Annotated in this window: 22 protein-coding genes; 4 read left to right on the top strand and 18 right to left on the bottom strand. The window is 37.1% G+C overall.

The window, feature by feature from the left end:
- From JKA74_RS08295 to JKA74_RS08255, 9 genes are all read right to left on the bottom strand, one after another.
- Nucleotides 1-432, bottom strand: coding sequence for a DUF4870 domain-containing protein (locus JKA74_RS08295; RefSeq protein WP_201430717.1), 432 nt, complete (start codon nt 430-432; stop codon nt 1-3).
- The gene (locus JKA74_RS08290) at nt 429-842 is read right to left on the bottom strand and encodes a DUF2752 domain-containing protein (protein WP_201430716.1); all 414 of its coding nucleotides are present in this window, start codon (nt 840-842) and stop codon (nt 429-431) included. The genes JKA74_RS08295 and JKA74_RS08290 overlap by 4 nt, the downstream gene beginning before the upstream one ends.
- A gap of 10 nt (nt 843-852) precedes the next feature.
- Nucleotides 853-1188 (bottom strand): TM2 domain-containing protein, encoded by a 336-nt coding sequence (locus tag JKA74_RS08285; RefSeq protein WP_201430715.1) that lies wholly within the window; start codon nt 1186-1188, stop codon nt 853-855.
- Between the two features lie 109 nt (nt 1189-1297).
- Nucleotides 1298-1960, bottom strand: coding sequence for an AlbA family DNA-binding domain-containing protein (locus tag JKA74_RS08280; RefSeq protein WP_201430714.1), 663 nt, complete (start codon nt 1958-1960; stop codon nt 1298-1300).
- A gap of 96 nt (nt 1961-2056) precedes the next feature.
- Entirely contained in the window at nt 2057-2479 is a 423-nt protein-coding gene (locus tag JKA74_RS08275; protein WP_201430713.1) for a VOC family protein, read from the bottom strand.
- Nucleotides 2480-2585: 106 nt separating this feature from the next.
- Nucleotides 2586-3182, bottom strand: a complete 597-nt coding sequence (locus JKA74_RS08270) for a NifU family protein (protein ID WP_201430712.1) — start codon at nt 3180-3182, stop codon at nt 2586-2588.
- 32 nt (nt 3183-3214) lie between these two features.
- Nucleotides 3215-4666 carry a dicarboxylate/amino acid:cation symporter gene (locus tag JKA74_RS08265; RefSeq protein WP_201430711.1) on the bottom strand — a complete coding sequence of 484 codons (1452 nt, stop codon included), beginning with the start codon at nt 4664-4666 and terminating at the stop codon, nt 3215-3217.
- Nucleotides 4663-5742: a chorismate synthase gene (gene aroC, locus JKA74_RS08260; RefSeq protein WP_201430710.1), complete on the bottom strand. Its 1080-nt coding sequence runs from the start codon at nt 5740-5742 to the stop codon at nt 4663-4665. Before aroC ends, JKA74_RS08265 begins: the two co-directional genes overlap by 4 nt.
- 22 nt (nt 5743-5764) lie before the next feature.
- Complete coding sequence (locus JKA74_RS08255) at nt 5765-7222, bottom strand: BatD family protein (RefSeq protein WP_201430709.1); 1458 nt, start codon at nt 7220-7222, stop codon at nt 5765-5767.
- A 154-nt stretch (nt 7223-7376) separates the two neighbouring features.
- On the opposite strand from JKA74_RS08255, the gene JKA74_RS08250 reads away from it, so the two are divergent.
- Nucleotides 7377-7562 carry a hypothetical protein gene (locus JKA74_RS08250; protein ID WP_201430708.1) on the top strand — a complete coding sequence of 62 codons (186 nt, stop codon included), beginning with the start codon at nt 7377-7379 and terminating at the stop codon, nt 7560-7562.
- 53 nt (nt 7563-7615) lie between these two features.
- On the opposite strand, the gene queG is transcribed toward JKA74_RS08250, so the two are convergent.
- Both queG and ruvB read right to left on the bottom strand, forming a co-directional pair.
- Nucleotides 7616-8536 (bottom strand): tRNA epoxyqueuosine(34) reductase QueG, encoded by a 921-nt coding sequence (queG, locus tag JKA74_RS08245; RefSeq protein ID WP_407659047.1) that lies wholly within the window; start codon nt 8534-8536, stop codon nt 7616-7618.
- A 27-nt stretch (nt 8537-8563) separates the two neighbouring features.
- Nucleotides 8564-9592: a Holliday junction branch migration DNA helicase RuvB gene (gene ruvB, locus JKA74_RS08240; protein WP_201430707.1), complete on the bottom strand. Its 1029-nt coding sequence runs from the start codon at nt 9590-9592 to the stop codon at nt 8564-8566.
- A 300-nt stretch (nt 9593-9892) separates the two neighbouring features.
- On the opposite strand from ruvB, the gene JKA74_RS08235 reads away from it, so the two are divergent.
- The 3 genes from JKA74_RS08235 to JKA74_RS08225 are packed head-to-tail and all read left to right on the top strand — an operon-like array spanning nt 9893 to nt 12416.
- Nucleotides 9893-10933, top strand: coding sequence for an FAD:protein FMN transferase (locus JKA74_RS08235; protein WP_201430706.1), 1041 nt, complete (start codon nt 9893-9895; stop codon nt 10931-10933).
- On the top strand, nt 10933-11676 hold the full coding sequence (locus JKA74_RS08230; protein ID WP_201430705.1) for a class I SAM-dependent methyltransferase: 744 nt from the start codon (nt 10933-10935) through the stop codon (nt 11674-11676). Before JKA74_RS08235 ends, JKA74_RS08230 begins: the two co-directional genes overlap by 1 nt.
- Nucleotides 11673-12416, top strand: a complete 744-nt coding sequence (locus JKA74_RS08225; RefSeq protein ID WP_201430704.1) for a ZIP family metal transporter — start codon at nt 11673-11675, stop codon at nt 12414-12416. The genes JKA74_RS08230 and JKA74_RS08225 overlap by 4 nt, the downstream gene beginning before the upstream one ends.
- On the opposite strand, the gene JKA74_RS08220 is transcribed toward JKA74_RS08225, so the two are convergent.
- The 7 genes from JKA74_RS08220 to JKA74_RS08190 form a co-directional block, all read right to left on the bottom strand.
- Nucleotides 12370-13062: a DUF6962 family protein gene (locus JKA74_RS08220; protein ID WP_201430703.1), complete on the bottom strand. Its 693-nt coding sequence runs from the start codon at nt 13060-13062 to the stop codon at nt 12370-12372. The two genes, JKA74_RS08225 and JKA74_RS08220, sit on opposite strands and share 47 nt — an antisense overlap.
- A gap of 3 nt (nt 13063-13065) precedes the next feature.
- A complete protein-coding gene (aspS, locus tag JKA74_RS08215; protein WP_201430702.1) occupies nt 13066-14814 on the bottom strand; it encodes an aspartate--tRNA ligase in 1749 nt (582 codons plus the stop codon).
- Between the two features lie 300 nt (nt 14815-15114).
- Nucleotides 15115-15927, bottom strand: coding sequence for an orotidine-5'-phosphate decarboxylase (pyrF, locus tag JKA74_RS08210; RefSeq protein WP_201430701.1), 813 nt, complete (start codon nt 15925-15927; stop codon nt 15115-15117).
- 36 nt (nt 15928-15963) lie between these two features.
- Nucleotides 15964-16599, bottom strand: coding sequence for a LolA family protein (locus JKA74_RS08205; RefSeq protein ID WP_236587620.1), 636 nt, complete (start codon nt 16597-16599; stop codon nt 15964-15966).
- A 79-nt stretch (nt 16600-16678) separates the two neighbouring features.
- Nucleotides 16679-19159 (bottom strand): FtsK/SpoIIIE family DNA translocase, encoded by a 2481-nt coding sequence (locus JKA74_RS08200; protein ID WP_201430700.1) that lies wholly within the window; start codon nt 19157-19159, stop codon nt 16679-16681.
- Between the two features lie 830 nt (nt 19160-19989).
- Nucleotides 19990-21021: a quinone-dependent dihydroorotate dehydrogenase gene (locus JKA74_RS08195; protein ID WP_201430699.1), complete on the bottom strand. Its 1032-nt coding sequence runs from the start codon at nt 21019-21021 to the stop codon at nt 19990-19992.
- A 54-nt stretch (nt 21022-21075) separates the two neighbouring features.
- Nucleotides 21076-23511, bottom strand: coding sequence for a TonB-dependent receptor plug domain-containing protein (locus JKA74_RS08190; protein ID WP_201430698.1), 2436 nt, complete (start codon nt 23509-23511; stop codon nt 21076-21078).
- Nucleotides 23512-23526 lie beyond the last annotated feature (15 nt).

Genomic DNA, 23526 nt, shown 5'->3' with positions numbered 1-23526 from the left:
TTATTGTTTAACTAACGCATCAGACACATCACCATAAAACCACCATTTTACATGAATACCCTTTCTGGTTCGTATGGCTGAGTAAATAGTAGCTATAAATTCCAATATGTTATAAGTAAATAAGACAATGATATAAGCTATATAATCATTTGAAATGACTTTGTCCCCTATGATGACAGAGATTGTCCACCAAAAACCGATACTATTAATGATCACCAGTGAGAGCTGGGAAAACAGTGCTTGTGTGCAATGCCATCTCACAAAAGGTGTAGACTCCCTGTTGCCCAGGAAAAACATAAAGGTCGCTATGAGGTTAACAATTGGCAAAGGTAAGCCTACCACTATTGCCATTAATGACATTAAATAACTATTGGAAGCTCTTTCCGCTTCTGATTCATGAACTTTGTAAAGGATTGCGGTTTCTTTGATCATAATTCTTTTAGAATATTCCAAACCCAATTAACCAGTAGTATGGCAAATAGTGAGGTGGCTATGTATTTCTGCCTAAGAAAATTTTCAAACTGAATATAAAAAGTATGCAAACTTGATTGTTGCAATATTAAATCCTTCAAAAGCCAAATAGGCACTATTAACAACAGAATAGCTGCTACTATACCCAAAGGATTCTTCATAATAGCTTGTTCAAATTCACCCTCCAGCAAGGAAACCACACTGGTAGTGGTTCCGCAAGCCGGACAAGGGATCGAAGTGACGTTTTTGAAGAAACAAACATTTATAGTTTGAATATCTGCTTTCTTAAAAGCCTGAACATTAAAAAAAAGCCACCCATAACTAATCAGGCTCATAGCACTTATTAGAATATAAAAGCTCTTTTTCTTCATTTTTTGATACTTAAAGTACCTGTTGCAATTTCATGATATTTTTCTCCTTAGTTGCCCCCATTATCAGGAACCAATCTACAATAGCCCAAATACCTAAACCACCGCAAGTAATGAGCTTACCTATCCCCAAACCTACATCACCAATCAAAAACCTGTCAATTCCAAGCGAACCTGCTACAATGGAGACAATTAAGCTCACTGTAGGGTCTTTGAACTGCGCCATTTGGATCATTGACCATTTGGAATCATCTGCCTGAATCAGTCTTTCCCTAATTTGTGGTAAGTGATGACCTTCGAAAAACTTACCATTGCTCATAATGAACATATCAACTTTCTGCGCTTCCATATTTTTATCTGAATTTAATTGGTACTTTTTAAATTAAATTCAATAATAGCGATAATATTGGAAACAAAAGAGAACAAATTTGAAATTTTAGCGTAGGAAAGTTTTTGTTCTAGTAATTAACAATAGGTACCAAACCGAAAATATCTTCTTTATCAGAGGGTTTTATGTAGAGAATATTTGAAAGGACAAGAGTGACAAGAATTTTGGAAGCTTTGAATTTATTGAGTTTGCTTAACTTTTGAAATTCACTGAGTGTAATAAAAGTATGCTGTTCCAGATATTTCAATAGTGCCCGCTCTTCCTCTTCGATTGCAAATACCCTTGCTGATTTCCTGTTAGAAAATTTTAAGATATTCCTCACCACTTTGCTTGCCTGAATGCTTTTGTCCAAAACCCTCACGTAGGCCTTTCCCCTGTCTGTGCTAAGATCCGGTAAGGCATAATGGGGTTTCTTTTTACTTTCTGCTATTTCGTAATGTACTACTGCCCTGCTTCCTTCATCATCTAAAGGAATAACCCGGTACTTAAACTGTACTTTGGGTTTGCATAAGGTAAACAAGGCTTTATTCAGGACAAATATCTCTTCATCGGCATATTTGACTCCTGGAATAGTACCACTGTCATCAACACCAATTAAAAGATCTCCGCCTTTGGTGTTAGCGAAAGCAACCACTTCCTTAATGATTTTCTCCGGGTGGGCCACCTTTCGTTTAAACTCCAAAGTTTCACCCTCTCCTTTCCGTACAAGGCGATATAAATCTTTTACTTCCATTTTAAGAGAGCGGCTTGATGATACAATTAATTAACCATTAAAACCGGACTTCGGTTTAATATTCATCAGAATAAAAGCCGATTGTTTCCCGATTATCTAAGATTCAAAAATAGAAGCATCATCTTTAAATGCTTTAAATTCCAGGGCATTCCCACTAGGATCCAGAAAAAACATAGTCGCTTGCTCGCCCACTTCCCCCTCAAATCGTATATGAGGACTGATAACGAAATCAATATCTAGCTTTTTCAATCGTTCAGCCAATTGATGCCATTGGTCCCATTCCAGGATTACACCAAAATGTTTAATAGGCACTTGTTTGCCGTCTACTTCATTAGCAGCTGGCTCTTGAATAGGTTGCTCGGTGAGATGTGCCGAGAGCTGATGACCATACAAATCGAAATCAATCCAACGCTCTGAAGATCTGCCAATTTTGCACTCTAACACTTTCTCGAAAAATTGACGGGTAGCCGAAAGGCTGGTGACCGGAAAGGCCACATGAAAAGGTCTGATGTTTTTCATAACAGATGGAAATTGTCGTTTAAGTTGAGATTGTACTAAAACTAAATAGGGATACCGTTAAAAGCATCCCTATTTGTATTTTGTATATTGTTTAATAAATGCTAAATCAGACGCCTTCCGCTTCTACTTCTTTCACATCATTGGGCATCATTCTTTTTAGCAAATTCTCAATTCCTGCTTTTAAAGTAATAGTTGAGGAAGGGCACCCACTACAGGCCCCTTGTAATAATAATTTCACTTTTTGTGATTCTTTTTCGTAAGAGTGAAACGAAATAGCACCACCATCCTGTTCTACAGCAGGTTTGATATATTCCTCTAAAATATTCTTAATCTGCTCTTCAATCTCCGCATTTTCCCCTGTATTGGGTTTTTCTACTAAATCAGCAGGCTTTAAGTCAATAATTCTTCTCCCGGACTCAAGAAAATTCTTGATAATTTCTTTTATTTCATGCTGGATTTCAATCCACTCGATCTCCGGTTTTTTTGTAACAGTAATGAAATTACTCATGTAGAATACGCGATCCACATACTCCTTTTCAAACAATAAAGCTGCCAAAGGCGCATTTTTGGTTTCTTCTGCTGATGGGTAATCAAATGAATCACCTTCCGGCACCAACATCTGATTGGTAGCAAACTTCAAAGAGTTGGGGTTGGGGTTGGACTCCAAATATATAGTAACAGGTTGTTGTGTCTGTGTACTCATTTTCTTACTGTCTTTAGTTATTGAATTTAAAATTATTTATTAGCTGGAACGTCTTTTGGCACATTTAGTTCACCTTCAGATTGTGCTATCAATGTAGAAACAGTTGCGTCACCAGTAACGTTCACCACTGTTCTAAACATGTCCAGAATCCTATCTACAGGAAAGATAATAGCCACCCATGCCGGATTTAATCCAACGGAATTCAGTACAATGATCATCATCACCAATCCTGCACTTGGCACTGCTGCTGAACCAATTGAAGCCAATGTAGCTGTTAACACAATGGTTAGTTGCTGTCCTAATGTTAAATCCACCATATGCAATTGGGCAAGGAAAACAACAGCTACGGCTTGATACATACTAGTACCATCCATGTTAACAGTAGCTCCAATAGGCAATACAAAACTGGATATCTTTCTTGATACGCCCATATTCTCTTCCACACATTCCATAGTTACAGGAAGAGTAGCCGCACTACTTGAAGTGGAGAAAGCCAGAAACTGAGCCGGACTTATTCTTTTTAAGAATTCTTTATAGCTTAATTTTTTAATGAACATAGTTATGATCAATGGATAAAAAACAAAAATCATAAACAGTAACCCAAACAACAAAGTGAGGGAATAGCTTCCCAGTCCTTTAAATATTTGTAAAACTTCAGCCGGAGTATCGGCCATCTTTGCAATTACGCCAGCTAACAGGGCGAACACAAAAAATGGGGCCGCTTTCATAATAATATCTACCATTTTCAGGATCGCCTCATTGGCACCATTCACAAAATCAAGTACCCCTTGCACTTTTGAATTGGGGAGCATGGCTAATGTAATTCCAAAAAACAAGGCGAAAAATATCACCTGTAGCATATTACTGTTAGAACTGAAAGCACCAAATATATTCTCCGGCACCATATCAACAAAAAATTTGAGAGGGCTTTGCCCGGCTGATTCCTCAGCAGTTTCAGCCAATTGTTCAACTTTGGCATTTTTTGTCTTTACTGCACTTTTAAGCGAGTCCATTACTTCTTCATTAACGGCACTATTGACTAGCTCACTGTACTTTTCATCCTGAAGAAAAGAACGATTATCTTTAGGTCTTGGAACGTCAGGATTTTCACTTACCCATAATTCGTATTTTATCCTGTTTTTAACCCTTTGCTCTTCATTTACAAACTTACCGGGTTGTATCAAATTGACAAGGGTTAAACCAAAGCCCACTGCGATTACTGTGGAAAGGATATAAAAAACGATGGATTTTAATCCCAGCTTTCCTAGTTTATTGATATCTGTCAGACTGGACACACCACTTATAATGGATAGCAACACCAAAGGCACTGCTATTGCTTTAAGAATTCTGATAAAAATAGTTCCGAAAGGATCAATCCAATCAATCGTGAATTGATTCCATCCTAAATAACTTGATATAAAAGCCCAAACAATACCCAGGACTAAACCAATGATAATTTTAATGTGTAATGGTAATTTTTTCATTCAATTTTGCTTGTTTTTGCTCTTAAGATAAAATCCGTTATAGTTAAGGCAGCCATGGCTTCCACTATAGGCACAGCTCTTGGTACTACACATGGGTCATGTCTTCCTTTTCCTTTTACGGTTACCTCATTTCCGTCTTTATCTATACTTTCCTGATCGTTCATGATAGTGGCAATAGGTTTAAACGCCACATTCATATATATATCCTCTCCATTGGATATACCCCCCTGGATTCCCCCGGAATGGTTTGTTCTGGTTATTGTTCTTTCCCCCTCTCTTGTAAAAGCATCATTATGAGCTGATCCGTACATTTTCACTCCCTCAAACCCACTTCCATACTCAAAGCCTTTAACTGCATTGATACTCAACATTGCCTGTCCTAAGACAGCATGCAGTTTATCAAAAACAGGTTCTCCAATCCCTATGGGAGTATTCTTTATAACACATGTCACTATCCCCCCTATTGTGTCCCTGTTTTTGCGGGTTTCATCAATTAAATCAATCATTCTTTCGGCCATTTTCTGATCGGGGCAACGCACAATATTATTCTCCGCTTCCGACAGATCCATTTCCTGATATGATTTCTCCAACCTTAGGCTCCCCACTTGCGACACATACGCCTGAACTGATACTTTATAATGAGCCAGTACCATTTTAGCAATAGCACCTGCCGCTACCCTGGCGGCAGTTTCCCTGGCAGAACTCCTTCCTCCTCCTCTGTAGTCTCTGTTTCCATATTTTTGGTCATAAGTGAAATCAGCATGAGAAGGCCGGTAGCTATCTTTAATATGAGAGTAATCTTTACTTTTTTGATCCTTGTTCCTGATGCTTAAAGCTATTGGAGTTCCCGTTGATTCCCCTTCAAAAACACCAGACAACACTTCTACTTCATCTTCTTCCTTTCTTTGAGTAGTGATTTTCGATTGCCCGGGTTTTCTCCGTTGCATATCTATTCTCATCAGCTCCTCATCAATAGGTATACCTGCCGGGCAACCATCAATAATGACACCTATTCCTACACCATGGGATTCCCCATAGGTGGTTATTTTGAAGATTTTACCAAAGCTGTTGCTCATCTAACGGAAATTGAAGCGCAATTTAGGATTTTTTAAATAATATGAACAATGAAATCCCTAAAGCCAACACAATAAAAATATTAACAACTGTTTTCAGCCAGTCAAAATCAGTGAATTGCTCAACCTCATTGGATTCATTTTCAATCCGGTCATAAAACAATCCGGTTGCAGAAGCATCGCTAATAGATTTGTTTTTGAGGCTACTTCCTTCTACCTCCAAAATATAATCTGATTGAAGTGTATCGTAGGCTTTTTTCATAGGGTTGAAATAAATGAATTGAATATAATCCGATAAATTATAAATCCCCGGCTCTTTTGGCATGATATAATAATTGAAAGTTTTAGTACCCATCACTGAAACACCACTCCTGGTAATTCTTTCTTCCGAATCCGGGGGGTAAATTTCCAGGTTTTTGTCCTTTTTTATAGCAGGCTCATTAATGTAGGCAATATTACCAGTACCCCTCACGCCAAACTCATATTGAAAACTATCACCTGTTTCAGCTTTCGTACTATTAATTTTCTCCCGAAGTTCGTAATCTCCCACAGCCACCTGATCCTTCAATGGATGATCAGGAAGAGGTTTTACCTTTATGGTTTTAGGTTTCGAATAAAAAGTTTTGAAATCCTCTTTTCTATTTTGCCCGAAAAAGCTTGGATTTTTTGCTACTTTGTATTTTATCATTTCCAAGCCAACCCTTGGAAACACAATGTCCTCATCATTCAAAGGAAAAAAAGAGGCTTGGAATATTTTGTAAACACTATATCTCTTTCCATTTAAATTAATAGGTTCAGGTCGGATGTTTTCTATGCTGAAGTTTTCTTCCCACACATTTTTTGGCCTGATTTTTTTAAGAATTTTGGTAAGTTGTGTGGTTAAATCATGGAATTGCAAAGGAGCACGATTGTCATCAGATACATAAAATGCCAATGTAGTATTGATCCCCTCTCCGGTATAAACTTCATCTTTATCAGTTGTAAGGGCAAAGAAAGCATCCTCTTTTATATCTTCAAATTCTGTAGCACCACTCCCTCTTCCAAAAAAGTCTTCAAACGGATCGCTCCCAAAAGGATCATATCTTTTTTGTTGTTGTCTTTGCTGTGCAGCTACTACCCTTACCGTTTTACCTGGTGAACTGATTTCTTTACCATTTACTACTATGGTAAATGGTGGGATGCTTACAGTGCCTTCCCGTTCCGCTATGTAGGTTTGGGTGACACTCTGGCTTCTCGACACCTGCCCATTAAAAATATTGGTAGAAGAACTGCTGGAGGTACCTCTTTTAACAAATCCCTCAATATCAGGAAATTTATTGTAAGATTTTAAAGTTTCTCCCTCCACCTTTACAGTAATTGTAAATGACTGATTTAAAGCTATTTGATCAGGACCTAATTCGATAGAAATGTCCTGGGCATTGATAGCCGTAACTGTTATTAAATTAAATATGATAAATGAGATAATTTTTCCTAACCTATTCATTGATATCTCCGTATTTATGTAAAATTTTAGTGTTAGTTCAACGTTAAAATTAATGTATAATTTCCGATTCTTATGGAAAATTACTATATTAGTTTGCCAATGAAAAAAGGCAAGTTCTTTTATTTCCTAACTACAAACCTAAACCATAATAGCTATGTTAGATTATGTGAAATCAATACTTTCTAAAGTAAGCTTTGACAAAAGGCTTTTTGAGAAAGAGTTGGTAAAAGCTATTGCCCTTTTAGTAGAAAAGGAGCTGTACTCGTTAAAAGATTGGTGCTACAGAAACTTCAGCTCGAAGTACAACGATGTTCTAAACAAACATTTCACCAGCATCTAAATCTCAACCGTCTGTGGGCTTCCAAGTCGGAGGCCTTTTTTTATTGTTTGTAGTTAGTCCTTTTCCAAAAATTGAATATTTCTTTTCAAACCCTCAAATTTAGCTCTTTTTACTGCTGATTTCCTGAAAACCTCATTAAAAACTTCTTTGGTTAATTCTTCCCATTCATTCTTTTTCATATTTTTCAATTCATCATGCGGTAAAAATTCCGGCTCATGATGTGGCTGGGAAAACCTGTTCCAGGGGCATACATCCTGGCAAATATCACACCCAAACATCCAATCCTGCATTTTACCACTAAATTCCGTAGGTATCTCTTCCTTTAACTCTATAGTAAGATAAGAGATGCATTTTGAAGCATCTATTACCTGATTGCCAACAATGGCATCAGTTGGGCAGGCATCAATGCATTTGGTGCAGGTTCCGCAATAATCCTTCACAGGTCCGTCAGGTGCTAAGGGCAGGTCTATAATCAGCTCCGCTAAAAAGAAGAAACTTCCCCTTTGTTTATTGAGTAATAAAGAATTTTTACCCAACCAACCTAAACCACTTTTAGCAGCCCACTGCCTTTCCATTACAGGAGCTGAATCTACAAAAGCCCTGCCTCCTACTTCTCCAATTTCTTCATGAATCCGCATCATAAAATCGCGCAACTTGTCTTTAATCACAAAGTGATAATCTTTTCCATAAGCATATTTGGCAATTTTATAAGTACCATCATTTGCTAAATCCTCAGATGGATAATAACTATAAAGTAAAGAAACCACAGATTTGGCTCCTTCAACCAATTTGGTTGGATCTAATCGTTTGTCGAAATGATTGGCCATGTAGGCCATTTTACCATGGTAATTTTTATTCAACCAGGATTCCAGTCGTGGTGCTTCCTCTTCCAGGAATTCTGCTTTAGCAATTCCACAATATTGAAAGCCAAGATCTTTAGCTATGGATTTTATGATTTGAGAATTATCAGTCACTAAAATGTAATAGAAGTTATTTTTGTATCAATCAAATAAACTACCCGTTCTGCTAGGTGGCACTATACCTAAATGTTTATAGGCTAGTTCAGTCACTTGCCTGCCCCGGGCAGTTCTTTTCATGTAACCTTCCTGTATAAGAAAGGGTTCGTACACTTCCTCTATGGTGTCAGCCTCTTCTCCAACAGCTGTGGCTATGGTTCCCAGTCCTACGGGACCACCCTTGAATTTCTCTATAATGGTACTTAAAATACGGTTATCCATTTCGTCCAATCCATGCTCATCTACATCCAATGCATTAAGGGCAAATTCCGCAATCTCTTTATTAATAGTACCATCACCTTTTATTTGTGCAAAGTCGCGGGTTCTTCTTAACAGCATATTAGCGATACGTGGTGTTCCCCTGCTTCTTCGGGAAATTTCATAAGCGGCATCTTCCACCAATGGGGTATTCAAAATACCTGCAGATCTCTTAATGATTTGCTGTAACAACTCTGCATCATAATATTCAAGTCTGGCATTAATCCCAAACCTGGCTCGTAAAGGAGAGGTAAGCAAGCCCGACCGTGTAGTAGCCCCAATTAAAGTAAAAGGATTTAAACTTATTTGTACTGATCTGGCATTGGGACCGGAATCTAACATAATATCAATACGGTAATCTTCCATAGCTGAATACAGATATTCTTCCACCACTGCGTTCAACCTATGGATTTCATCAATAAACAACACATCCCCTTCTTCCAGGTTTGTTAGCAAGCCTGCCAAATCACCCGGCTTGTCCAAAACAGGCCCTGAAGTGATTTTGATATTGGTATTCATCTCATTAGCAATGATATGAGACAAAGTAGTTTTACCCAAGCCTGGAGGCCCATGCAAAAGTACATGATCCAGTGGTTCAGCTCGTTTTCTGGCTGCCTGAACAAATATCTTTATATTGTCCACCACTTTTTGCTGCCCAGTAAAATCACCGAATGAAAGCGGTCTTAATGCTTTTTCTATTTCTTTCTCGACAGGGCTCAGGTGCTCCTCATCTCCACTTAAATAATCTTCTCTCATGCAAATGACATTTTAACTGCAAGTTAAAATAATCTGCGTTAATAACCGTGGATGATTTAAAGCTGATTTTGATTAATTCACAGAAATAAATCCTCCTCTACCGGATATCCAACTCAGGAGTATAGTATATTAAAAAGTAAGACAGATAAACCCGTTACAAATCAATCTACTCCCATAAAATACTGATCATCATAAAACTAAAGAACTACAAAAAGCTTAAAAGTAGATTTTTTAATAAAAACTCCAATTTCTTCGTAAAACAATATCATATCAAGTAATTTCGCGTCAGAATTCTGATCCATGGACAATAGAAAGAAAAACTCAATTTACTCACTCATCCTAATACTGGCCGTGGCTACTGTATGGTTAGTCCGCAACAAGATAATGAACCCTGATGAAGTTGAAAAGGCACCTTACGTTTACGTAACAGGTGAAGCACAAGGGACCACCTATAATATTAGTTACCAGGATTCTTCTGCAAGGAATTTTAAAGAATCAATAGATTCACTTTTAAAGCAGTTTGACAACAGTCTTTCCACTTATAAAGAAGGATCAGAGATTCTCAGATTCAATGAAAATGATAGTTTTCAATTTGATCTCCCTTATTTTCTTCCGGTTCTAAAAGCGTCAAAAGAGATTTACTCTGCTTCTCAAGGAGCTTTTGATCCTACTGTTTATCCATTGATGCAAGCATGGAATTTTAAAAAAGAAGTACCTTCTATCCCTGACAGTGCTGAAATAAATGAAATTTTAAAATACGTAGGTTTCAATAAAATAACCTTTGATGAAAAGCAAGTGAAAAAAGCAGTTGATAGGGTAAGCCTTGATTTCAATGCTATCGCACAAGGCTATTCCATCGATGTAGTTTTTGATTTTATAATTGACAAAGGAATTGGAAACCTGATGGTGGAATTAGGTGGTGAAGTACGGGCAAAAGGCGTAAATGAGAATGGAGATGCATGGGCAATAGGAATTGACAATCCCAAACCTGAAGCTTCAAAGGCCCAAAGGATGGCCATCATAAAAATTCACAATCAGGCCATTTCTACATCAGGAAATTATCGTAATTTCTTTGTTCATGAAGGTGTAAAATATGGCCACACTATCAATCCAAAAACTGGTTTCCCTGTTCAAAGAGATATTATCAGTGCCACTATAGTAGCTCCAACCTGCATGGAAGCAGATGCCTGGTCTACAGCATTTATGGTAACAGGATTGGAGGATGCGAAAAAAATATTAGCAGAACAAACACAATTGTCCGCTTTCTTCATTTATGAAAATGAAGAGGGGGAAATGGAAACCTACGTTACTGATAATTTAGCTTCAAATATCTTGATGTAATGGTGGACGAATCGAAAAAAGAATGGTTTAACGAATGGTTTGACTCCCCCTATTATCATATTCTCTATAAAGACAGGGATGAGGCTGAAGCACGTAATTTCATTAAAAACTTGACCTCTTTCTTGTCTATCCAAAAAAATGATAGCGTTTTAGATGTAGCTTGTGGAAAAGGCAGGCATTCCATTTATCTCAACCAGTTAGGATTTAAAGTGGATGGCATAGATTTATCTAAACAGAATATTGAGATTGCAAAATTATCGGAAAATGAGAATTTGCACTTTGAAGTGCATGACATGCGACATCCCTATAGAAAATCTCATTTTGATTTTGCTTTTAATATGTTTACCAGCTTCGGGTATTTTGAAATAGAACAAGATAATCAAAGAGCGATAAGCGCTATTGCCGATGCATTAAAAAGTAACGGCATTTTTGTATTGGATTTTTTAAATCCATATAAAGTGATCAATAACCTGGTTACAGAGGAAATAAAGGAAGTCGAAGGCATCGAATTTCACATTAACAGATCTTTTGATGGCGAGCATATCATAAAAGACATTGCTTTTACCGACTCAGGTAAGCTATTTCATTTCCAGGAAAAAGTAAAAGCTATTAGAAGATTGTCCTTTTTAGACTATTTTCGCAATGCAAATTTAATGCCTTTGGAAACATTTGGTGATTATTCATTAAATGAATATCAACCTGAAATATCCAATAGAATGATTTTTATTGCTAAAAAATTATGATACTAACTTCTGTAGTACTCTTTCTGCTTACTTTTATAGCAGGCACGGCTGTTTATTTTATTCCCAAAATGAATAATCAGTATTTCAAGTTAAGCCTGGTATTTGCGGGGGCTTACCTTTTTTCCATTACTATTATTCATATCCTACCGGAACTTTTTAGCCATAATGCGGATAATCCAAATATTGCATTGTATGTATTGCTGGGTTTCTTTATACAGGTTATACTGGAATACTTTTCTGAAGGAGTGGAGCATGGTCATCTGCATCAGCAGCATGATCATCATCAGCATGGAAGCAATAAATGGTTGACACTATTAATTGCTTTATGTATACATGCATTTTTGGAGGGAACCTTATTAGCCCATCCTGAAACCATGCATTCACATGACAATTCAAATTCCATTTTCTTTGGCATTCTAATGCACAAAATGCCGGCAGCCTTTGCGCTAATGTCTGTAATGATTTGCCATTTAAATGCCCGTTGGAAAACACTGTTGATTCTGGTAATATTCAGCTTAGCCAGCCCTGCCGGATTGGCTTTAAGCAGCTTTTTCCATGATCAGGCACTGTTTTCGGATGATGCCTTTGTCATCTTATTTGCTATAGTAGCAGGGAACTTCTTACATATTTCCACTACTATTTTCTTTGAAAGTAGCCCTGACCATAGTTTCAGTTTCCAGAAACTTTTTATTTCTATTGTGGCTGCTCTGATTGCGGTATTGGCTGAGTATGCATTCTAGGAATAACTGCCACTTTACCCACACTACGGTAGAGAAGATAATAACATGGTAATAGAAGTAGGTGACTGATGACATTTTGATCAATCCATGCATTATAAAATATACCGAATCCATGGATAAATGCTGGAATCAGGAACAATATGATGGCTAATGGAACATTTAAATAAGCAGTAACTCTGGTGGTATAATATTTCATCAAATGGATGACGAACACAAAGCCCATCAAACCAATAGTGGAGTTTACTTTTACTACTTCAAAACTCTGAATATTAAAAAGCCTGGATATAAAAATCCCAAACAGCCCATAAGTAATAGCTCTTAATAGATTTCTAAACCGATTCTTTTCAATAAGTCTGACACAGGCCAATTCGACAAAAAGGATAGCTACACCTTGTACAAGCCAGGCCATAAGGTGTGGTATTTTCCCTAAATATTCATCTAACAAATGGGATGTACCCCCCATAAAGGAAGCGAAGCCCAAAAACAGAAAAAACAAACCAAAAAGTTTCGAGTACTTGTTTCCAAAGTCATAAAACAGACGGTGCCCACAGAAAAAGCAAACACCTGCCATTAACAAATCAGTCAGAAAAGTTAATGGATCTGCCAAAGTCAGACCCATTAACTCAATGTAAGTATGTTCAATCAATTTTTAACTTTTAATAGATAAATGAAGTTCTTTTAATTGATCCTCCGAAATAGTAGCAGGTGAATCTATCATTACATCCCGGCCTGCATTATTCTTTGGAAATGCAATATAATCACGAATAGAATCTGATCCTCCAAACATGGCGCATAGCCTATCAAAGCCAAAAGCAACTCCTCCATGAGGTGGCGCACCATATTCAAATGCATCCAGTAAAAACCCGAATTGCTTTTTAGCTTCTTCCGGAGTAAAACCTAAGGCTTTAAACATTTTCTCTTGCAAATCACGGTTATGAATCCTGATGCTTCCTCCACCAATTTCCACACCATTAATCACCATATCATAGGCATTGGCTCTTATCTTTCCCGGGTCGGTATCAATTAGATTTAGATCTTCCGGTTTAGGACTGGTAAACGGATGGTGCATGGCATGGAAGCGTTGAGAATCTTCATCCCACTCCAAAAGAGGGAAATCCAACACCCACAATGGCTTGAAAGTATTTCTATCTCTTAACTCAAGGTCATTCCCCATTTTCAAACGCAATTCACTCATACATTTGCGCGTATGATCAGTGTCTCCACTCAAAACTAACAATAAATCTCCCGGCTTGGCATCGGCAGCATCTGCCCATGTTTTCAGATCATCCTGATTATAAAACTTATCAACAGAAGATTTAAAACTTCCATCCAGATTACATTTTACATACACCAATCCTTTGGCTCCAATTTGTGGTCTTTTCACATATTCGGTGAGGGCATCAAGTTGCTTTCGGGTATATTCGGAACATCCCGGAGCATTAATGGCTACTACTAATTCCGCCTGATCAAATACATTGAAGTCTTTTCCTTTTGCCAGCTCATTCAGTTCAACGAATGGCATCCCGAAACGCAAGTCCGGTTTATCCGAACCATAATATTTCATTGCATGATCATAAGTCATTCTTTCAAAGTCAGAAATCTCAATCCCTTTCACTTCTTTGAAAAGATATTTTACCAGACCCTCAAAAGTATTTAAGATATCTTCCTGCTCTACGAAAGACATTTCACAATCTATCTGGGTGAATTCCGGTTGCCTGTCAGCCCTTAAATCTTCATCCCTAAAACATTTCACTATTTGAAAATATTTATCAAAGCCGGACACCATCAATAGCTGCTTAAAAGTTTGTGGTGATTGGGGCAATGCATAAAATTCACCTTCATGTACTCTTGAAGGAACTACAAAATCACGTGCTCCTTCAGGAGTTGATTTAATAAGGACAGGAGTTTCTACTTCAAGGAAATCCTGCTGATCCATATATCTCCTGGTGGCCTGCATCAGTTTATGACGCAGCTGTAGCTTTTCACGTACCACGGATCTTCTTAAATCGAGGTATCGATATTGCATTCTCAACTCTTCTCCGCCATCGGTATCATCTTCAATGGTAAAAGGGGGCGTTTTAGCAGCATTAAGAATGCTTAATTTCTTAACAAAAACCTCAATATCACCTGTTGTTATTTTGTCATTTTTAGAAAACCTTTCCACCACTTCACCCTCAACTTGCAGAACAAATTCACGTCCGATCTTTCTTGCTTTGGCCAATAGCTCATCTGAAGATTTTCCTTCTTCGAACATCAACTGAGTGATGCCATATCTATCCCTCAAATCAATCCACATCATGCCACCTTTATCTCTCACACGCTGTACCCAGCCGCTTAAGGTTACATTTTTGTTCTTATCTTCTATTCTTAATGCTCCGCAAGTATGTGTTCTTAGCATAATTAATTCTAGTCTTTTCTTCTCAAATTTGGGCAAAGGTAAGCAATTAGGTCTTTTTAAATCGGTTTTTTTGATATGGATTTTATGAAAAAAAGATTCCCAAGCAAAGAAATAAATAATGACAATTAAAATAGGGAATGAAATTTCATTTCATTCTACGGATTTCCTCCTGCGTGGGAATGACGGTAACTAATAACAAACTCAGTTACTAAATGGTGAAGCGGGTGTAGCTTTCCTCTCCTAGAATGTGAGTAAACTTACCCCTTGTTGGTGTTTAATTGCCAATAAGACTACAATGGTTTATAATTCGTTTAAATAAATTTTCATCTCCTCCTGCAATTCCTTTGCCTTTTGTCCTGCCACGTGGGCAAAATCTTTTTCCGTAGAAGCATAAATGATTCCACGGGATGAATTCACTAATAATCCACCATTATTATTGAGACCTATTTTAGATATATCTTTTAAACTCCCGCCTTGTGCGCCTACACCAGGAACAAGTAAAAAGTGGTTTGGTATTAATTTCCTTATATGCTCAAATTGCTCATTTCTGGTCGCGCCTATCACATACATCATGTTTTCATAATTTCCCCAATTCTGAGACTGCTCGATTACTTTCTGATATAATGGCTTTTGATTGGCCAATTCCTCAAATTGGAAATCCTGAGCACCTGTATTTGATGTTAAAGCCAATAATATGACCCATTTGTCTTTAAAGGTAAGGAAAGGTTCCACAGAATCACTCCCCATATAAGGCGCTACTGTAATGGAATCGAAATGCATATTTTCGAAAAACGCTTTGGCATACATATTAGAGGTGTTGCCAATATCCCCCCGCTTGGCATCCGCAATGGTAAAAACTTCTTTAGGAAGGTAATCAATGGTTTTCTGTAAGGATTCCCATCCTGAAGGGCCTAATGCTTCATAAAATGCAATATTGGGTTTATAGGCAACCGCATAGTCTATGGTAGCATCAATTATCTGTTTATTGAATTCAAAAACAGGGTCTTTCTCTTTTAATAAATATTGAGGGATTTTATCTAATGCGGTATCCAACCCCACACAGAGGTAGGAAGATTTCTCCCGAATTTGTCCGGCTAATTGTTCGTAAGTCATACTATAAAAAAAGCCCGACAAGCGGGCTTTGGAATTTTATCTAAAATCTAACACTTCAATATTAGGGTATTTGCTTGTATCAAAGTTAAAATCCCCGGCAGTCATGTCATTTCTTACTTTGAAATCAGTTACTGAATAGTTAAAGATGTTTCCAGCACGATCAAAAACAGACCAGTTTTTCAACAAATTTGTATTCTTGTCTATTTTTAACCTGATCTTGAAGAAATTTTCATCCTTGTTTTCAGGCACCAGGTCTACTACATGAAATTGTGCAGTACCCTCACCTGCCATATACAAATATTTATACCCCTCTTTATAAGCATCATAAATTTTACTTGGATTCATTTCACCAGCCTCCTCATCATAATTATTGATGGTTACTTCATTGGCATCCTTCAAATAGGTCCAAACAGTTTCACCATTATTTACTATCACCTGACCAGCTACATCCGCTTTAAACTTATCACCCATCACGGTTATTTTACCTGTAAAGCTATCGCTGATATCTTCCATTTTATTTTCCAATGTCTGAGTAAAGGTGGCAGAAAAAGCAGGTATCTCTCTATATTTTGCACTCATTTTATCCAATACCTCTTTCGCTTTAGGGTCATTTTGAGCAAAGGCCACTGTACTGATACCAATCAGCACAAATATCATTTTTAATTTATTCATTGTTTTTTCCTTTATTTACTATTGAGTTGTCAATAATTGTTCCAAACTATTTTGACAGTGAATTGAATATACTTTCTAATTACTTATCAATGCTTTTTAAAAGATGTTCCAGACTCATTTCATCAGGAATTAAAACTTCCCTCGCCTTGCTTCCTTCAAATGATCCTACAACACCTGCCGCCTCCAACTGATCAATCAATCGACCTGCACGGTTATATCCCAGCTTCAGTTTTCTCTGAATAAGTGAAGTACTCCCCTGCTGATGCAACACAATCAATCTGGCTGCTTCATCAAACAAAGCATCTCTTTCCGATAAATCAACCTCACCTACTTTACTGTTATCATCATCACCACTAAATTCAGGCAGTTGATAAGCTCTTTCATAACCTCTTTGGCTACCAATAAAATCAACCACTTCATCTATTTCAGGTGTATCGATAAACGGACACTGCAATCGAATCAAATCAGAGCCCTGAGATAAAAGCATATCTCCCTGCCCCACCAACTGTTCCGCTCCACCCATATCAAGGATAGTTCTTGAGTCAATTTTAGAGGTTACTCTAAAAGACAACCTAGCCGGGAAGTTGGCTTTAATAATACCTGTAATCACGTTTACTGATGGCCTTTGTGTAGCCACAATCAAATGAATACCAATAGCACGAGCCAACTGTGCCAATCTGGCAATAGGCGTCTCCACTTCCTTACCAGCTGTCATCATCAAATCTGCCAACTCATCTATTACCAATACGATATAAGGCATAAAACGATGACCATTCTCAGGGTTTAATCGTCTGTTGACAAATTTATGGTTGTATTCTTTCAGATTCCTACAACCTGCATCTTTCAGCAAATCGTATCTGTTGTCCATTTCAATACATAATGAATTGAGTGTATTTACTACTTTTTTAGTATCTGTAATAATAGCCTCTTCGCTATCAGGCAACGAAGCTAAAAAATGTCGTTCCAATTTATTGAAAAGCGTCAGCTCAACTTTCTTAGGATCCACCAGGACAAATTTCAACTGGGACGGATGTTTTTTATAAATAAGAGAGGCCAGCATCACATTCAATCCGACAGACTTACCTTGTCCCGTAGCCCCAGCCATCAGCAAGTGAGGCATTTTTGCCAAATCTGCCACAAAAACTTCATTGGAAATAGTTTTACCCAGAATAATAGGTAATTCCTTATCGCTTTTCATGAATTTATCCGTTCCTAAAACAGAGCGCATACTTACCATTTCTCTGTTTTTATTAGGTACTTCAATACCGATAGTTCCCTTTCCGGGTATAGGCGCAATGATACGAATTCCCAAAGCCGCCAGGCTTAAGGCGATGTCATCTTCCAGGTTTTTAATTTTGGATATTTTCACCCCCGCTTCAGGTACAATCTCATAAAGCGTTACTGTTGGACCAATCGTGGCCTTAATACTGGAAATGTTGATTTTAAAATTTGTCAGGGTTTCCAGAATTTTATCCTTGTTCTGTTCCAGTTCCTCCTGTGTTACTTTTACCCTACCTGAATCATGGTGTTCTAATAGTTCCAGAGTTGGGTATTTATAAGAGGATAAATCTAAAGTAGGATCGTAGTTCTCCACTGTAGTGGCAACTTTCTCCTTAAACTCTGCATCATCCACTTCAAAAGCGGCCTCTTCAACTTCTTCCTCTTTCTGGCTAACAACAGGATTCAGCTCTTTTTCATTTACCGGAGGTGTGCTTTCCAAAGTATTCTCAACCTCCATTTCCAGAGTGGACGATTTCTTTATTTCAGGCTGTTTTTTCTCATTGGTCTGTTTCACTGTCCAGCTGGAAGCATCATCATCTATTTCATCATCCACTAAGTTATTTTCTTCGGTTGATGTAGCTTCATCTTCCAAAGGTTTGTTCTCCTGATTTCCTTTATCAGTAATAATTCCTTCGGTTCCCTCTTTTTGATTGAAAGCCAATAGTGAGGTGACATCGAAATAAAAGATAATAAATATGATAAGTGATAGAATAAGAATCAGGTAAGTTCCCCATCCGAACAAACTGTTGAAGAGTATGGCTAGTTCGTAGCCAATGCCTCCGCATAGGAAAGAGAATTCTGATACCCCATCAGATTCAAATACCATAAAGCCTAAAAATAAACTTACCCAAAAAAGAAAGAAAGCCATAAAAGTAAATGCCCTTCCCGGCTGGATAATCATTTTTCGGAAAGTAACATGATACCCTACAAGAAAGAGAAATGGGGGTATTAAGAAAGCCGCTAAACCAAACCATTTGAAAACAAAATAATAGGCACTTTGTGCACCAAGAAGTCCAAGCCAGTTGTCCATCTCAGATCCAGAAGCCTTTATCCCCGTTTCAGATACCGATTGTAAAACACTCATATCCGCTTTTCCTGTAAATAAATAAGAAAAAAATGCCGTTAATAAGAAAAGAGAAGCTGTAAGCAAGAAAAACCCTGCAGCTAAATGAAACCTCCTGTCTTGCAGAAATTGAAAATTCCATTTAAACTTTTTAGATTCCTTGGGAGTCTTTTCGTTTTTCTTAAATGTATTTGATTTGTAGGTGTTTTTAGCCATTATAAATGCCCTGTAAGCGCATGCAAAATTGAGAAATTCTAGTTTAAACGCAAAATACGTGAAATATTACAGAGAATTAAAATTTAATAAGGTTTAGTTACGGAATTTTGAATACGATTACATTCATAATTTTCTCAATGAGCCAACACTAAGTATTCATGAAATGAGCATAAATATTCGAGGGCGAATCACTATAGCCCCGATAGCTATCGGGGGGACCACCCGCCAGGTGAATATTTATCGCGAATTCTCCCGAAAGGATCCCTTTGGGGCATGTGACCACTAAAAATAAACATTACACATGAAATAGTCATAAACACATCATGCTAACCGATCATGGATATTAAATTTACAAATGACGGTTGTGAGGCTTTATAGTGGCTAAACTATTCCATGTGACAACTTAAAAACAAATTATACACACATGAAATGTCCATAAAGCCAGCTATACCAACCGAGGATGAATATTAGTAAAAGCCTAGGATGTGGAAGTAGATGGTAGAGGTCAGACATTCCATGTGACCACTAAAAATAAACATATACACATGAATTATATATTTTTCCTCGTGCCGGAAAGGCACGTACTTTTTGTCTTAACACAAAAAGTACGCAAAAAAGTCAAGGCTGTGAAAAAATAGCTAAAATTTGAATGATAGGATGGGGAAATATAAACTCAACCTCCTAAAGGGGTCTCAAACAGTATATTTTTCTTTTCATCCTATCACTCAAATTTCTTAACGCATCTTTTTCAAGGCCGGATGTTATCTATCAGATGCACTTCTTTCAACAATACCTGATTTATTCCCACAATTTACCAAGTTAGTCCTCAATCAATTTTGTAATATGGCTTGATTGATTTTTTTGATTAATCCCGGACCTTCATATATGAATCCGGTGTATAACTGTACCAGACTGGCACCCGCTTCAAGTTTATCTAAAGCGTCTTGAGCTGAATGAATCCCTCCTACCCCAATAATAGGAAATGCTCCATTTGACTTTTGGTGCAAATAGCGAATTACCTCAGTTGATTTCTCTGTCAATGGCTTTCCACTCAAACCGCCATTGCCTATGGCTTTCAATTCATCTTCAGATGTGCGCAAATTCTCCCTGGAAATAGTGGTATTAGTGGCAATTACACCAGCAATTTTAGTATCTAACACAATCTCTACGATATCATCTAACTGCTGATTGGTTAAATCGGGAGCTATTTTTAATAAAATTGGTTTGGGAGTTGGCTTAAGCTTATTTTTGTCCATGAGCATTCCCAACAACTTCTTCAGTGGTTCCTTTTCTTGTAACTCCCTTAGGTTTGGAGTGTTAGGAGAACTTACATTAACCACAAAGTAGTCTACATAGTTGAAAAGCTGTTCAAAAGATTGTTCATAATCATCACCAGCCTTTTCATTAGGTGTGATTTTATTTTTCCCTATATTTCCTCCGACTATAATATTGGATTTCCGCTTCTTTAACCTGGCAACAGCGGGTTCTAAGCCTTGATTATTAAAGCCCATTCGGTTGATAATACCTTTATCTTTCTTCAACCTGAAAAGCCTGGGTTGAGGATTTCCGGGCTGTGCTTTAGGTGTGATAGTACCTATTTCAATAAAACCGAAGCCGAGAGATGCAAATTCATCAATGAGTTTGGCATCTTTATCAAAACCTGCTGCTAATCCTACAGGGTTAGGAAATTTTAGTCCAAAAAACTCTCTTTCCAACTTCGGGTGCTTTACTTCAAACATTGAGCGATTGAATGCTTTAATACCGGGAATATTAAAAATAAATTTTGTCAGACGAAATGTAAGATGATGCGCTTTTTCAGCAGAGAATTTGAAGAGTATGGGGCGGATGAGGGATTTGTACATATACTATTAATAAAAAATATTATTATAATTAAAATAGAAATTACTGAAATATCATTATTCACTCTCTACTTTAAATGAACTAGTATACCTAGCTACCATTCCTGACTTTGTCATCCCCTCTAATGTTAAGGTTACCGTCATTGGTTCGTCAGAAGTGTAAAACTCAATAGTTGCGCCTCCCTCTTTACTCGTTTTTATAAATGGATCCCATAATAAAACTGCTCTTTTATCTGGTTTCACATGCTCAGCAGACTTAACAGAATAATCGGGACTATAAAACTCTCTGAATTCACTATATCCTTGAATAATTTTTGTAGTTACATTATCTCTATCATAAGTTGTAAAATCCCCCTCTCCTGTTTTAGTGAAAAATGCTAGCACACCATTTGCTCCTCTAACACCAAACACAACAGCAGAGGCTCCTTTATAAACTTCAACCATTTCTATTTGTCTCGCAGGTATAGTATTTAAAAAATCAAGAGGAACCTCAACGTTATCAACTAAAATTAGAGGATCTGTACCTGAATTGATAGATCCAGGCCCCCTTATCTCAACTTTCCAATCCAAAGCACTTCCGATTACCCTAACACCTGACACCCTCCCTCTGACTAGCTCCAATGGATGCTGAGCTGTTTCACTAATAGCTAATTCGGCAACATCAAGCGTATAGTCTCCAGCCCCATAGAAATTATTAACTTTCTCTTGTTCAGTAACTTTAGATGCTTTGACAGTCACTTCATCTAAAACCTCATAATTGTTCTCAAAATCATAAGCTGCTTCAATTTCCTGTCTTTGCAATGTTTTCTTGATTGATTTTGCTTGAAAAGCAGATAATGATCCGCTCAATGAGTGTAACGCCTTGTCCGGCTGAGGAAATATCCTAACTGTATCAATCACTATTTTTACATTTGGCTTATCCTTTTGATTTTTACCTGTCAGGACAATTGCTTTTTTACCAGTGAAAAATAAATCATTGATCACAAAACTTCCATCCAGATTAGTTTTTACCTTATCAAAAATACTTATGCTATCTTGTATTAGATATGATACTGTCCCATTTTTTATAGGTTTATTACGAATATCCGAATTCAATTCTCCTTTTACTGACAACCCCTGTTCGATTCTAAAATCTGGAGACCTATTTCCATTTTGCAAGATTAATTTCCAATCAAATGAACTCCACCCTTGTGTCATCATCAACAAATCTAAACGTTGCCATGCATCACTATAAGTATTATTGAAGTAATTTGCCGGAGCTTCTATATATCCCTTGATATCACTACTCAAATACAGATAAGATAAAATGTCATTTTCTTCAGTATCAATTAAAACATCATTATTACTAGTTACCGAAAGCGACAAGAAGCTTTCTGTTAGAACACCATCATCAAAAGCATTGATTGATAAACTCACCTTATCACGCAGCCCATAAGAGATTTTATCCGGTTCTACTGATAATTTAATTTGTGGTATAGAGTCAATAAAGAATGCTCTTTCTGCAAGTGGAATTCCTTGACTATTAAATACAGTTATAAAATTCACTCCCGGTAAAAAGCTATTCTTAGGAATTAACCCCGTTAAATCTGTAGCATTTATTACAGAAGATGCTGCATAAGTAGGAAGTCCACGACTATGACCTATAATATGAATTATTTCATCATTAAACCCTTTGTTTGAAAGCTTAAAACGAATGTCATTCAGTTGTGGTAGGTTAATCAAATATAAAGAAATGCCTGATTCTTCTATTTTTGGTAAAGGATATTTTTTGTGTGGTTCCTCTTTAATAGTTACATAATATGTATTATCTGAACTGGGCTTAAATGAAAAATTCCCCATTCCTAAATGTGAGGATTGAATAGTAGTTATCTGATTGCCTTTGCTATCATATACTTCTCCGGAGATCTCAATACCGTATCCATCAATTCCCAAAGCTTTAAATGCAACCCTACTTTCAATTCCATAAATAAGCTTCCCCCCTTCCGGCATAAACGAAATACTAATATCTTTACTATCGTCAGTTCCGGTATGAATTGCAGGTGATTCAAATAGATTAAAAATATTAACTTCTTTGTTAAAAAGATATTCTTTCCTCCCATCAAGCATCCAGTTAGTATATGCACGAATCAGATACTTTCCTGTCATTAATTCATTAGGTAAATCAATCTGGCTTGCACCAATTCCGTTATCGGAATAGACCTTAATTCGCTCAATTAAAGTGGCTTCCGGATCAAAAAGCTCAACGTACACAACCCTGCTTAATGGGGATAATTGGTTTAAATAGCCTGCAGTAGAATATAATTTAAACCAGATTGTCTCACCTGATACATAACTTGACTTATCAAAATCTAAATAAACTTTTTCAATAGGGTTAATGTCAAAATGATTCTTAATTGAATCAGAAATACTTTGGGTAGTAAATGACTGGGCATAGCTATTTAAGCCCAGGAGTAAGAATACTCCAAGGCATACAAGTAAATATATTTGTTTCATTGAATTAAACAGGCT

The organism is Marivirga aurantiaca, from assembly GCF_016679925.1.
Taxonomy (GTDB): Bacteria; Bacteroidota; Bacteroidia; order Cytophagales; family Cyclobacteriaceae; genus Marivirga; species Marivirga aurantiaca.
The sequence above is the reverse complement of the archived record's forward strand: the minus strand, read 5'-3'. Positions and strand labels throughout refer to the sequence as shown.

Coding starts and splice junctions, on each gene's coding strand:
- JKA74_RS08295 (WP_201430717.1), bottom strand. CDS start 432: ATGATCAAAGAAACCGCAATCCTTTACAAAGTTCATGAATCAGAAGCG.
- JKA74_RS08290 (WP_201430716.1), bottom strand. CDS start 842: ATGAAGAAAAAGAGCTTTTATATTCTAATAAGTGCTATGAGCCTGATT.
- JKA74_RS08285 (WP_201430715.1), bottom strand. CDS start 1,188: ATGGAAGCGCAGAAAGTTGATATGTTCATTATGAGCAATGGTAAGTTT.
- JKA74_RS08280 (WP_201430714.1), bottom strand. CDS start 1,960: ATGGAAGTAAAAGATTTATATCGCCTTGTACGGAAAGGAGAGGGTGAA.
- JKA74_RS08275 (WP_201430713.1), bottom strand. CDS start 2,479: ATGAAAAACATCAGACCTTTTCATGTGGCCTTTCCGGTCACCAGCCTT.
- JKA74_RS08270 (WP_201430712.1), bottom strand. CDS start 3,182: ATGAGTACACAGACACAACAACCTGTTACTATATATTTGGAGTCCAAC.
- JKA74_RS08265 (WP_201430711.1), bottom strand. CDS start 4,666: ATGAAAAAATTACCATTACACATTAAAATTATCATTGGTTTAGTCCTG.
- aroC (WP_201430710.1), bottom strand. CDS start 5,742: ATGAGCAACAGCTTTGGTAAAATCTTCAAAATAACCACCTATGGGGAA.
- JKA74_RS08255 (WP_201430709.1), bottom strand. CDS start 7,222: ATGAATAGGTTAGGAAAAATTATCTCATTTATCATATTTAATTTAATA.
- JKA74_RS08250 (WP_201430708.1), top strand. CDS start 7,377: ATGTTAGATTATGTGAAATCAATACTTTCTAAAGTAAGCTTTGACAAA.
- ruvB (WP_201430707.1), bottom strand. CDS start 9,592: ATGAGAGAAGATTATTTAAGTGGAGATGAGGAGCACCTGAGCCCTGTC.
- JKA74_RS08235 (WP_201430706.1), top strand. CDS start 9,893: ATGGACAATAGAAAGAAAAACTCAATTTACTCACTCATCCTAATACTG.
- JKA74_RS08230 (WP_201430705.1), top strand. CDS start 10,933: ATGGTGGACGAATCGAAAAAAGAATGGTTTAACGAATGGTTTGACTCC.
- JKA74_RS08225 (WP_201430704.1), top strand. CDS start 11,673: ATGATACTAACTTCTGTAGTACTCTTTCTGCTTACTTTTATAGCAGGC.
- aspS (WP_201430702.1), bottom strand. CDS start 14,814: ATGCTAAGAACACATACTTGCGGAGCATTAAGAATAGAAGATAAGAAC.
- pyrF (WP_201430701.1), bottom strand. CDS start 15,927: ATGACTTACGAACAATTAGCCGGACAAATTCGGGAGAAATCTTCCTAC.
- JKA74_RS08205 (WP_236587620.1), bottom strand. CDS start 16,599: ATGAATAAATTAAAAATGATATTTGTGCTGATTGGTATCAGTACAGTG.
- JKA74_RS08200 (WP_201430700.1), bottom strand. CDS start 19,159: ATGGCTAAAAACACCTACAAATCAAATACATTTAAGAAAAACGAAAAG.
- JKA74_RS08195 (WP_201430699.1), bottom strand. CDS start 21,021: ATGTACAAATCCCTCATCCGCCCCATACTCTTCAAATTCTCTGCTGAA.
- JKA74_RS08190 (WP_201430698.1), bottom strand. CDS start 23,511: ATGAAACAAATATATTTACTTGTATGCCTTGGAGTATTCTTACTCCTG.